The organism is Pseudomonas tolaasii NCPPB 2192 (assembly GCF_002813445.1).
Lineage (GTDB): Bacteria > Pseudomonadota > Gammaproteobacteria > Pseudomonadales > Pseudomonadaceae > Aquipseudomonas > Aquipseudomonas tolaasii.
The window spans coordinates 6,074,167-6,085,881 of record NZ_PHHD01000001.1 but is presented as its reverse complement, the minus strand read 5'-3'; the positions used below and the strand labels follow the sequence as shown (position 1 = coordinate 6,085,881).

General features: G+C 57.0%; 13 protein-coding genes. All 13 read right to left on the bottom strand.

Features of this window, described 5'->3' with window-relative positions; all coding sequences use genetic code 11:
• Positions 1–32: 32 nt before the first annotated feature.
• Positions 33–290, bottom strand: a complete 258-nt coding sequence (locus ATI14_RS27650; RefSeq protein WP_016973533.1) for a hypothetical protein — start codon at positions 288–290, stop codon at positions 33–35.
• Between the two features lie 71 nt (positions 291–361).
• Positions 362–943: an STY4534 family ICE replication protein gene (locus ATI14_RS27645; protein WP_016973532.1), complete on the bottom strand. Its 582-nt coding sequence runs from the start codon at positions 941–943 to the stop codon at positions 362–364.
• Positions 944–1,837: 894 nt separating this feature from the next.
• The gene (locus ATI14_RS27640; RefSeq protein WP_080520665.1) at positions 1,838–3,805 is read right to left on the bottom strand and encodes a DNA topoisomerase III; all 1,968 of its coding nucleotides are present in this window, start codon (positions 3,803–3,805) and stop codon (positions 1,838–1,840) included.
• Between the two features lie 225 nt (positions 3,806–4,030).
• Positions 4,031–4,486, bottom strand: a complete 456-nt coding sequence (locus ATI14_RS27630; protein ID WP_016973529.1) for a single-stranded DNA-binding protein — start codon at positions 4,484–4,486, stop codon at positions 4,031–4,033.
• The gene (locus ATI14_RS27625; protein ID WP_016973528.1) at positions 4,483–5,001 is read right to left on the bottom strand and encodes a DUF3158 family protein; all 519 of its coding nucleotides are present in this window, start codon (positions 4,999–5,001) and stop codon (positions 4,483–4,485) included. The genes ATI14_RS27630 and ATI14_RS27625 overlap by 4 nt, the downstream gene beginning before the upstream one ends.
• On the bottom strand, positions 4,998–5,753 hold the full coding sequence (locus ATI14_RS27620) for a PFL_4669 family integrating conjugative element protein (protein ID WP_016973527.1): 756 nt from the start codon (positions 5,751–5,753) through the stop codon (positions 4,998–5,000). The genes ATI14_RS27625 and ATI14_RS27620 overlap by 4 nt, the downstream gene beginning before the upstream one ends.
• Positions 5,754–5,974: 221 nt before the next feature.
• The gene (locus ATI14_RS27615; protein ID WP_080520666.1) at positions 5,975–7,159 is read right to left on the bottom strand and encodes an STY4528 family pathogenicity island replication protein; all 1,185 of its coding nucleotides are present in this window, start codon (positions 7,157–7,159) and stop codon (positions 5,975–5,977) included.
• Complete coding sequence (locus ATI14_RS27610) at positions 7,156–7,704, bottom strand: DUF2857 domain-containing protein (protein WP_016973524.1); 549 nt, start codon at positions 7,702–7,704, stop codon at positions 7,156–7,158. The genes ATI14_RS27615 and ATI14_RS27610 overlap by 4 nt, the downstream gene beginning before the upstream one ends.
• Entirely contained in the window at positions 7,701–9,287 is a 1,587-nt protein-coding gene (locus ATI14_RS27605) for a ParB family protein (RefSeq protein WP_016973523.1), read from the bottom strand. Before ATI14_RS27605 ends, ATI14_RS27610 begins: the two co-directional genes overlap by 4 nt.
• Positions 9,288–9,301: 14 nt before the next feature.
• Positions 9,302–9,511 (bottom strand): hypothetical protein, encoded by a 210-nt coding sequence (locus ATI14_RS27600; protein WP_031320302.1) that lies wholly within the window; start codon positions 9,509–9,511, stop codon positions 9,302–9,304.
• Positions 9,512–9,594: 83 nt separating this feature from the next.
• Positions 9,595–10,437: a ParA family protein gene (locus ATI14_RS27595; protein ID WP_016973521.1), complete on the bottom strand. Its 843-nt coding sequence runs from the start codon at positions 10,435–10,437 to the stop codon at positions 9,595–9,597.
• A gap of 4 nt (positions 10,438–10,441) precedes the next feature.
• Positions 10,442–10,672 (bottom strand): AlpA family transcriptional regulator, encoded by a 231-nt coding sequence (locus ATI14_RS27590; RefSeq protein WP_016973520.1) that lies wholly within the window; start codon positions 10,670–10,672, stop codon positions 10,442–10,444.
• A 101-nt stretch (positions 10,673–10,773) separates the two neighbouring features.
• On the bottom strand, positions 10,774–11,526 hold the full coding sequence (locus tag ATI14_RS31290; protein WP_130886754.1) for a hypothetical protein: 753 nt from the start codon (positions 11,524–11,526) through the stop codon (positions 10,774–10,776).
• Positions 11,527–11,715 lie beyond the last annotated feature (189 nt).

The following is an 11,715-nucleotide window of genomic DNA, read 5'->3' as shown; positions in this document are numbered from 1 at the left end:
AGCGTGGCGGGTGTTAGTCGCTGGCGCGCTGTTTACAGCTGAGTGAATTGATGGCGCTGACCGTGCAGGGGTGAACCACAGCCGTCGCAGGGCAATGGGGAAAAGGCTCTTATCCCCCAGCCGGCTTCGGGATCGAAGTCGGCACTGATGGGCATTAATCGAACCAGTCCACGATGGATATTGGCGATGCGATCCTCGATCTCATCCGTCGTGTAGTAGAGCGATAACGCGCTGTAGTCCTCGTAAGCCGCAGCGAATAGGCAGTCGTCGCAAAGCCAGAAGGATTCCATGTCGGTTCTCCTATGCTGATTGAAGAAAAGGCGCTCGAGAGAGCGCCTTGATGTGGAACATCGTGGACTGTTCAGGCGGACTGAACAGTGCGGGTGGCATCACGGCGGGCCGTGCGGGGAGTGGGTGGAGATTCAGGTTCGACCTGAGCCTCTGTTGGTTCGTCGGTCCCGTCAGCTTCGGCATCAGCCGATGGTGGGGATGGTTCACTGGTGGGCGCTTGCTCAGCAGGTGCTGTTGCTTCCTGCCTGGCGGGCGCTTTGTATTCGAACATCCCGTTGACCTTGATCCAATCGATGAACAGCAAACGACCTTTCAGGCTGGCACCGGGTTGACCTTGTTTATCGCCTTTCTCGTAGAGAAACGGATCGATCCACAGGTCGCCGATACGGAACGACAGCAAGACCTTTTTCTCGGCTTTGACGGCGTCCATATAGAGACGAATCAAGCGTTCAGCTTCACCCCCAGCGACTTTGCAGTCGAAACGGGTGTACTCCACCGCATCGCTGGCACCGTGCAGTGCGGCGATATCGCAGGCCATGAACGGCTGGCCGCGGCGGACCTGTACTTCACGAACACGGTTGAGGTAGCCGATACCGACGGTGTGAAGGTTGAAGTAAGTGGTCGCTTCTTGGGATTGGTTGGTGTGGGCCATGGTGGTTCTCCTGTTTCAAGGGAAAACGGCGACGCACAATCCCTAAGAGGGAAGTGAGCCCCCGTCAGGGTGGGTAAAGTGAAGGTGAGCAATGAACGACTCGCTACCGGCAAGCCGATGACGATCCGAACGATGCGTCTGGAGGAATAGCTGTGCAGAAGAGGAGCGTCTGCGGTGGTGATCCGCAGGCATGGGTAGTGGGCATTCATCACCGCTGAAGCGGTAATCGCGCGAGCTTCCGAACGCTGATCGCACTTGGGTAAACCACCACGAACGTGGCGTAGCCTTGAAGGTTCAAGCTACCTGGGCTGGGCTGTCAACGACAGCGAACCACGCCTTTTGTATAAGCCTGTCACAGGGGAGCGTCAAGGCGCTGCCACCCGATTTTTTACGCCTGGAATACGGTAGCAGTCACTGGAATGAAAAAATGAAGAGTAGGCCTGGCGAGGCGCCAGGCGAGGAACAGAAAAGCCACCTTTGACGGTCTTACGCAGTCACAAGCTCCTCGCAAAACTTGGTTTAACTGCGCCATGATTCGCCAACCGACCCTTGTCGTGGCCTGGGTCGGAACATGCTGGCACGCATCCGCGCACAAAGGGTGCCCCGTGTTTCCCCGGTGGGCTCCGGGACTGAATACGATCGCCGAAGCGGATGACCGCTATTGCCGGGTAGAGGCAACAGTGGTCATCCGCCACCACGATCAGGTCGAGCACAAAACGGGAACGAAACCCCGCAGAAGAGAAGGCTCCGAACTCAAGGAGTCCGACCGAACTACCCGGAGCGAGTCGGTCTTGGGTCGCCGTTGGCGATGATCCTGAGGCACTACAGCAGAGAGGGTGGGACGAGGTCAAGCCAGAGAACTCACCGTTCTCATGATGATCGTCTCATGGCACATCAAGAGCGACGCGTATCTTTACTGATTGACACAGTGCCCTTGCAACCCGGATAGCGGGAGCATGACCAGAACGGACCTGATTTTCCCTTTCGCCTGAGCATTGAGGCGTTGCACATGGGGCAGTCCGGGCTCATTTCTCCCGCTATGGCCAAAGTGAGCGAGCGGTAGTGTGCGACCAACTGCGCAATCCAGTTCGCCTGCTTCGCGACGAACGCATCCAGGGTCAGACGTCCCGCTTCGATTTCGTCCAGCGCCTGTTCCCAGATCGCGGTCATACCCGGATCCGCGACTGCAGCGGGTACCGCCTCGATCAGAGTATGGGCCGCGGCGGAGGCCATTAAAGCGCGTTTTTTCTTCAGCAAATAACCGCGTTCAATCAACCCCTTGATGATGCCGGCTCGCGTGGCTTCGGTACCGATACCGGTGGTGTCCCGAAGTTTTTGTTTCAGGCGTGGGTCGTTGACCAGCTTGGCCACGTTTTTCATCGCCTTGATCAGATCGCCTTCGGTAAGAGGTTTGGGAGCGGCAGTGCGCATGGACTTGAGTTCGGCATCGTCCACTGCGCAGTGCGTGCCCTGCTTCAAGATGGGTAATACTTGGGATTTTTGACTGGGCTCATCCTCCTCGGTGTTGTCGGTGAGCAAGCCTTTCCAGCCCTGGATCAGGATCTGTTTGCCGACGGCGGTCAAACGTTCTTCGCCACATTCCAGTTCGACCTGGGTTCGATCAAACTCATGATGCGGAAGAAACTGCGCAAGGTAGTGGCTACGGATCAGTTCGTGGACATGGCGTTCTTGTTCGGACATCCGCGCCAGGTTTGCCGGCTCGGTGGTGGGAATGATGCCGTGGTGCGCGGTGACCTTGGTATCGTTCCATACGCGGGAGCGTAATGATCGATCCAGGCACCCAAATGCAGTTCTGAGTGTAGGATCCGTTTTAAGCAGGGCATCAAGTACCGTGGGTGCCTCGTTGAACGTATTCTCTGGCAAATAGCGGCAATCGCTGCGAGGGTAGGTGGTGGCTTTGTGGGTTTCATACAGGGTTTGGGCGATGTTCAGGGTTTCCTGAGCGCCGAGTCCCAGCTTGCGTGAGCAGACTTCTTGCAGTGTGCTCAAGTCGAAGGGCAGGGGCGGCGGTTCGCGGGAGTGCTCAGTCTGCAGCGAGACCACTGTGGTGGTCTTACTGCTAGAGATCGCTTGGACGGCCTGACTGGCAAGCGCCTGCTGCAGGCAACGACCTGCCTCGTCCCGTCCTGAACATGGCGGTAACCACGAGGCGATGAATCGCTGGCCCATCGAGGACAGGTGCACATCCACGTCCCAGTAGGGCACCGAGACGAAGCCGGCAATCGCACGATCCCGATCGACCACCAGACGTAAAGTGGGTGTCTGGACGCGTCCAACTGACAATACACCATCGTAGCCTGCCCGCCGACCGAGAAGGGTAAATAAACGACTGAGGTTCATGCCAATCAGCCAGTCGGCGCGGCTGCGGGCGAGGGCGGAGTGATAAAGCAGGAAGGTCTCCTGACCGGATTTCAGCGAGGACAATGCTTTGCGAATCGACGCCTCGTTGAGGGCGGACAACCAGAGGCGCTGAACGGGTCCTCGATACCTGCAAAGCTCCAGCAATTCGCGGGCAATCATTTCACCTTCGCGGTCGGCGTCGGTCGCGATGATGACGGTGGTAGTGTCACTGAGCAGGCGTTTGATGACCTTGAACTGTGCCGCTGTCTTGGATTTGACCTCGACCTGCCACTGCACGGGAATGATCGGTAGATGATCCAGCGACCAGGATTTGTACTGATCACTATAAGCTTCAGGTGGGGCTGTCTCCAGCAAGTGGCCAATACACCAGGTGACAGTGGAGTCGGCGCCGATCAGGCAACCATCACCGCGCCGAGTGGCCCCGAGTACTTTGGCAATGTCCCGACCCTGGGAAGGTTTCTCGCAGAGGAAGAGACGCATAGAACTGCTCCAGATTGAGTTCGGAGCAGCGTTATTGGAAACAGCAGTGACGGGATATGAGAAACCTGAATGGCAGGTTCCTCATATTAGTCGGTGAGGGCATGCTTGAATGGTCCGAGGCTGCTAGCCCATTGCAGTTTGTCGGCAGTGTGGAGCTTCACGAGCAGCGCGTAATAACACGCCAGCAACTTCGTGTGGAGGTGCAATTTTTATGCCTGATGTCCGTCAGTCCGTAGGTGGTGGCTCTCTGCGTTTCTTGGATTTCGACGCCGGTGAACTGGCCTGCTCTGTATTTTGAGAGGCCGTCGGTTCACTGGAGCGCTCCCGCATGACCACGCTGTGCACTCGGTGAGGCAGGATGCCGACTCGACGGGCCTCGATCTTGAAGGTCACCCGCGCATTGTCTTCGCTGTCCTCCCACTCATCACGCACCGTACGACCTTCGACCAGCACGCGCATACCCTTTTGATACAGCGTGCTCCAGTGTTCAGCCTCGCGGTGCCAGAGCTCAACCGGCGCCCAATAGCCGCCTCGATCTTCATAGCTGCCCTCGCGTGGCACGGGATTGTCGAAATACACATTCAGCCGCAGCAAGCGCCGTGGCTCGTCATTGCCTGAGGCGAACTCCTGGAACTCCGGCGCACTGCCGATATTGCCTTCACCGACGAAAAAAGTACTCATTGTGATACCTCCACTGCGGGTGTGAACTGGCGCAGCAGCCGCTCGGCGCTGTCCATTTTGATCGCGCAGGTCGTGGCCTGGCGGTAGAGCGAGTGCACCACGCTCATCTGCAGGTTCAGTGCAATGCGATCGCATTCGAAACGGTGCAATCTCTCGCGTACGGCCTGCGGCAGGGCTTTGTTGCAGACCTGGCGTTCCCAGACCGCAACCCCCATACGGGCGAAGTCACGGGTGCGCCAACGCAAAAAGGTGCTGCCTGCGCTGGTGTTCTGCAGCACTAAACGAATGTCCAGCAGCGAGTAAGGGGGCTGTCCGGCCTGCTGCACCACAGCCTCCATCAGGTGACGTAACTGCGCCTCGATTTCCCTCGCCACCTGTGCCAGTTGCTCCAACTCCCCCTTACCCTTAAATGGTTTTAAAAGGCCTTTTAGGGAGGCGGCGTGTTCGAGCTGTCGATAGGCATCCGGTGTCAACACTTCGAAGGGCATTGGTTGAGCCGGGATCATGAGATTCATGCTTCGTCCTCCGGCTCATCCACTGTCGCAGCTAGCTCTCTCGCTTGCTCTGCCAACGCTTCAGCGTCATCCACTGCCACCGCACCACGCCGAGTGATCGGCGGCGCGAACTGGGAGCGTCGATGACCCTCAAGTATATCCATGGGGGGCAAACCCAATTTATCGATGGCCGCCAGGGCACGGGCGTTGTTCGCCGCCATGTCATCACGGGTGACGCCGGCATGCCGGTAGCGCTGTGTCTGACCAAACAGGCTACGCAGTAGATGGGCGCCGTCGTCGATCCAGGCTTCCATATCGATGCGGCCGATCAGGGCGGTGTGATGGGCCAATAGGGTCCGGCGCACCAGAGTGTCGTAGTCGGTCAGCAGGTAGACCGCGAGAAAGCCCAGCTGGCTACCGATGTACAACGGCAAGGTGACGGGGTGGATGTTGAGGTTGTCGCCCATGTCGATCTGTGTCGGCAGATCCTGCCTGATCCGATCCAGCTGTTGGCTCAGTTCTAACATCCCAGCCTTGGCCTGTATGAGTTTTTCTTCGAGTTGCACGATAGCCCAGTCGGCATAGGGGTCGTCTTGGGCCGCGGTTTGTTTGATCAGGTTGGTGACACTGATGTAGCCCGCCATGCCCATGATCGAGTGGGCACCTTCACGTGCGGTCCGACCTTGCCAGATGCGGGCGGCGTGGTGAGTGTGCAGGGTAAGGGTGATACTGCTGCGCAATGAACCCAGGTTGAGTTGGTAGTGATCGGCCACGGTGTTGTCCTCACAGAAGCTTGGACGGGAACGTTGCGACAGATGAGGGTCAAGGGCAGCCAAAAAGCTGAATGCGGTCTGTTCGATTTGGTTTAAGAGGGCTAACTATGGCGACGTCAGTGGGGAGGGGGGACCGGCTTTTCCCTAAAAGTTTCATCGTTTGCTCCGATGTGTTCGTAGAGTGGAACTCCATGGATTTGATGCCACTGGCATCAAATCTACTAACGTCCACTCCCTCCACGCAGTTGGCGCAGCTCATTCAGGCACGCTTGAGCGACGGCTGATGCAGGTTCGCCCTTTTTTCGAGACGTCCGCGAAGGGGCTGGTGGGGACGGCTCTGCGATGGGTGATGGTTCGGCCTGACTTGCCCAAGGCCGAAAGTCACCCTTCAGCGCACGCTGGGCCAAGCCCATCAGATAGGCCGCTGGCTTGCGTATACCACCAGCCGCACAGCGTGCCCCCGCTTCGTTAAGGACTGCCTGCCGATCCGCTGGGCTGAGCTTGTTCAGCGCCACGGCGACGGCTTTACGCTCACTTGGACTTAGATGCAGCGGCTCGGGCCAGTGAAGGTTATCCACTGGTGGAGTCGCGCGCGTTACAGTACTTATTCTTTCTTTTAATACAGTACAGGCGCCGTTCGGATTCCGAACGCTGCCGGAAACACTGGCGTTCACGCCTGGTTTGGATTCCGAACAAGGATCTGCACGATTCCGAACGAGGGAATTTTCTCCCGGTTCGGAATCGTGCAGAGCGGCATCGGTTTCCGGATCCAATCCTTGCTGCGCCCAAAGTCCGCCCCAACTGTCGAGCCGCGTCGGTAATCGATCCCGATCAATATTCGTGTCTTGGCGGACTTCCTCCACAACGTGCTGGGCGACAATACGTACCGCCTTGGTGGCATGACCGAGGGCATGTCCGACCAGCGCCAGGTAATCCTGATCCAGTTCCATGGCTTCGGCGGGGGTTAACGGCTCATCGTGCAGAACGTACAGCGAACCTTGAAGACGTCCGCTGAGCTGATCGCGTCCGCGACTCACCAAACTGAGCCAGCGCGTTAACCTGAGCATCGTCAACACCCGAGAAATGGTTTCACGGGACGCTGACGCTCCGTAGGGCACGCTTGATAGGTAAGGCTGCAAATCCTCATAGCGCGGTGTGACCACGCCCTGACCGTGCAGCATGAGCCGAAACACCTGCCAGGCATTCCGTTCCAATGGCGTCAGCCGATTATCCAACATCAGCCGACGTAGCACGACTTCGTGAGATTGGCCACTGAACAAAAAGCCCGCCTGCAGGGCCTGGTTGGAGGGTTGTTCAGTGGTGGGGCGTGCGGGCCAGCGTTCACTAAGCTGCTGGGTGCATTGCTGCAGAACACGCTGCCAGCGACTGGAAGGTGCAGGGTTCATGTTCCGTTGCTGTACTGGTTGATCTGCTGCCAGACGATGGTCAAGCTGATCTGCTGTTCTTGGGCCAGCAGCATCATGGCGTCGAGCTGATCCTCGGTACCGTCTTGAGTGCGTAGCTGGCACCATCGCTGCCAGAGCGCATGTTCCTGGGCTTCGCTCAAATGCTGAGGGCGGCCCTTACGGGTTTCTATCTTGAGCAGACGTCGACGCAGGGCGGTTTCCGAATGCGCCAAGCCGAAGTAGTGATACATGATTGTGCTGCTGGCGCCTAACTTGAGCGCGCGGTTGATCAAGCGCTCGTTCTGTTCGTCGCGTTCGGCTTGTTCGATCAACCGGTGCAGCACCGGCGAGTCGATCTTGACCTCTACCCATGGTACGGCGGCATGGGCCAGGCGTGACAGGGTGGTGGGCGGTAAAGATTGCAACAGGTAGATGTCGTCCTCACCCAGTCCAAGTGCTTTGCAGCGCTGCAGGTTGCCCTGGCGCAACTCGTGTAGCACCTGGGTAAGCATGGCTTGGTTGAGCACATTGAAAGACGGATTCATAGCAGCTCCTTCGGTGAGTTGCCTTCCTGGTTAAGCGTTAAGTCGATCAGGCGGCGGGCCAGGCGGATCAGGCGATACAGTTTGATGAGCAGACTGTCGGGCAATCGCTCCAGTCCCACATCCATGGCGGGACGATCTGTCAGCGGCATTTGATAGATCCCCAACAGCAGCTGCCCGAACAGGGCTGAAGGCAGTTGCTTGCGATCCTCCCAGTTCACTTCGTCTTGAGCACGCAGCAGGGCCAGGAGCAATAAGTGAACGCCGGCCGTGCGCGGCGCTGCAAGATCAACTCGCTCGATGTTCAGGGCGAAGCCCAAGCCAAGCTTCTGATCGATGATGCTCTCGGGATGTCCAGCATAGGCCGCCATTTCCCGCGCCAGTTTGGCAATGGCGGATCGCAGTTGTTCGGGGCTATCCAGTGCTGGTGCGATAGTCCAGATGTCGTCGATCGCATAGGTGTCGACCGAAGATGCCGCGTCGGTGGCGGTCTCGCGATCGATCTGTTCACGGATCTGTTGAACGCGTGATGGAAGACTGACCGCTGATACGACCTTCGTTTCTGGCGGTGTGAGCGGCTCTTCTAGCGTGGGTTCGGTATGGGGCCCAGTCTCAGTTGATTTGGGATGGAGCTCGGAGGAGGGAGGTCCTGCCGCGGCGACATCAACGCTCGGCAGATGGCTATTCTCTGAGGGTGTAGTCACGACGATGCCCGGCGTTGAGATGACTCGCTGGGTATCGCTCAGCTCCAGGGCCAACATACGGTAGGACTGTCCGAGCAAGCGGCTCATGCGTTCGAGCAGTTCATCCTGGAGCTGCTCAAGATCGAATGACTCGGGTTCGGCATCAAAGTAACCCAGTGTATCGAACCAAAAATCGGTGAACGCAATGGGGGCGGTTGGATAGCGGTTCCAGGTTCGTTCAGCCTGGCTACGTAGACCGATCAGGCGCTCTATTTGAGGTTTGCCCAAACCGGCATACAGGGTTTGTGGAATGGCGGGCAATAAGTGTTCGAGGGTGTCCAGCATTCGGCTGATGTGCGACTGCGAAATCGGATAGCCTCCAGCGGCAAGATGTCCTGCCAACTCACGTTGCGAGAGCAGCGCTCCCTCTGCTTCGAGCATGGTTTTGAGCTTGGCTACCGCCAGAGCCCGTTCGATGAAGGTGAGTTGGCCGTGCAGATCGCTTTCGGCCAGATGGCCGAGTAGGGCGGTGATTTCATTGCTCCAAGGTCGGAACAGGCAATGAATGCGAAAGAAACGCTCGTCGCGGGTTTCCTGCCACAGCTCGCCGAGAATTGCCAAGCGTGTATTACCGCCGTTGCGGATGATGAAATAGGATTCGCCCGGGCGGCGGGTAATCGGTGGGGGTTGATCCAGTCCGCGCTCACGGATCGACGCCTTGATGTCGTCGTACAGCGGATTACGGATGAAGCGCGGGTTGTGTTCGTAGGGCCGCAACTGCTCCAGCGTGACCAGCATGGGCGTGTCGATGAGTGGATCGGACAGCCGCTCCAGCTCCGGGCCCCGAGGGAAGTGGTCCTGGTGCAGCTTGCCGGTGATCTGCTCCTGACTGAGCTTCTTCATCTGAACAACCTCAGTTAACGCCGGTTGCGCAAATGGTCACCGACCTCGAACTTGACGATCTCGGCAGTACCCGAACCTTCGAAATGCCGAGAGAGTTCTGCGAGGAACCAGCCCATAGCCGAGCGCCCACCCTGCAGGCGAAAGACCACGGTGCAGTACTCCTCACAAGGCGGGTGGTGTGGTTGAGTGGACGGTGGAACGATGATGGGAAGTTGATCCAACATCAGAGAACTCCTAGCCAAACGGTTGGCCTCAAGATCGATCAAACACAATGACGGGGTGAGAAGTGCCAGTTGGGTGACTTGTCTCATTGAACCTCCGCGCATCGGCTTACCGAAGAGATCGCTTTGTGCCAGTCCGGGAATAGCTCAATGGCCAGCGCTTGCATGGTTTCCATCGCGGATGGCGAGCGTCGTTCGCGTGACTGGCGCGTCTCGATTCGGTGGACCGGTAGGCCAAGGGAGGCGGCATTGAGATACGCCACTCGGTCTGGAACTACGGTGTCTAGAACTGAGATATTGGTAGTCCCAGCAAAGGTTTCGCGCAGGCCTCGGATGATCATCCGTGTGTCCACTCGAATGCTATTCACCTGGTTCAGTAGCAATCGCAAAGGGGGCGGTGGAATGCCCATGTGGCGGAAAGGTTCGAGTTCGCTGAGTAGCTTCAAGGTGCCACGCTGCAGTTCGCGGGCGGCGAGCATTTCCGGGGTGATGGGAGAGAGGGCAAGGTCGGAGGCCAGGATGGCCATCTCCAGCAGCACGCTACGCGCACCTTGGGTGTCGATCAAAAGCAGGTCGTAACGGGCGCGGAAGTTGTCGAGCAGATTGCGTAGGCGAAATCGCCCGTCAGGGGCGTGCAGCAGCAAGGTACTCAGTCGACCTTGATCGTCGTTGGAGACGATCAGATCGAGCCCTGCAATCACTGTCCTGGAAATAATCTGGGCAGGCATAGCTAGGTTGAGTGCGATGAACTCGTACGCACCGGCATCAGCCTTCTGGCTCAAGGCGTAATAGCTGGAGAGGGTGGGTTGGCTATCCAGATCCAGTAGCAGGACGCGTAGGCCTGCGTCAGCCAGTAGGCCGCCGAGATTGGCGGCTACTGTGGTTTTGCCCACCCCGCTTTTGGTGGAAACCACCGATACCACACGCATGGCATCAGGCCTGTTGGCCTAAGCGTTCAACGACCCACTGCTCGATTTCCAGCGAGTCCCAGCCGACTGCCCGCAATCCAATGCGTTTAGCCTGAGGGAATTTACCTTCCTTCATCAGGTTGTAGATGTGCGCGCGTTTGAAGCCGGTTTTTCGTTCCACCTCGTCACGTCGCATGATGTGGCGTTCAATGTTGTCTGCGCGCGTGGGCAGGTAGAGGGCCAATTGATCAGTCATGTGGAGCACTCCATAGCACTTGCTGGGGAGTTGCCATTCAAGAACAAGATGAGTAACTGAGCACCGAAAAATGCGATAGTGGCTCTCGCGGATTTCGGTATCTATTCAAAATCATCGATGCATCGCTTGGCCGCTGCAAATTTTTCCTCAAGAGTACGCTGGCTGAAACCTGGCTTATTACGATTGTGTGCAATCAGCGCACTGATGATCGAAGCTTGACTTGTCAATGTGGAATAAGATCTGCCTCCTGGGGATTTCCCAAGCATAAGCTTCAAAAGCGCTCCGATCAGACGCAGATAGTTTTTTTGGCTTCGTTCGGAGGGCTTGCCTCGCACGCAAAGTTCTGAAGTAAGAGCAATATTCTTTTCGCGAAGGGAGTCTCGTTCTTCCTGAAGTTCAAGAAGTAAGGACTGAGTGCGAGCTTGCTTGATCTTGTATATTTCGATCTCTGTCAATAAAAAATTGTACGTGTCAGAAGTTTCAGGTAGTACAGATTTTCTTTCCAAGTCATTGAATAAAAAGGCTGGTTTTTCACCCGAAAGAAATTGAGTGAACCAGTTTTTTAGGTCAGTATGTCGGATAGTCAGTAAGGCAGGTTCGACGTGTTCGCTAGATGACACAGTGACTCCCAGACAACCGTACGGCAGTTCCTGATGACGGATGGCATCCCATAAAATTTCGAGTTTTTGTTGAATGCAGGGATAAGAATGAGTATATCCTCGCTGCAGTAGTAAGTGATCGGCTTCGCTGACTATCTGCGCCTCTAGATGTAATAAATCGCACCAGCGGATGGCAACTTCGATTGGGCGATAGAAAGTTTTTGAGTGTGGCAATTTGAGGGATTTATTATCCATTTTAATATCCTTCTTCACTCAAAAATACGAACGTCACCAGCCATATGAGTTTGGTTACGCTGACCGGGCGGCGTTAAGCAAATGGCGCCGCTTGACCTACGGTTAGGCTACCGACCAAGGCAGCAGCGGGAACAGGTCGTACGGTTCCATCAACGGATGGACGGTATGGTTTCGCACTATGTCCCGCCC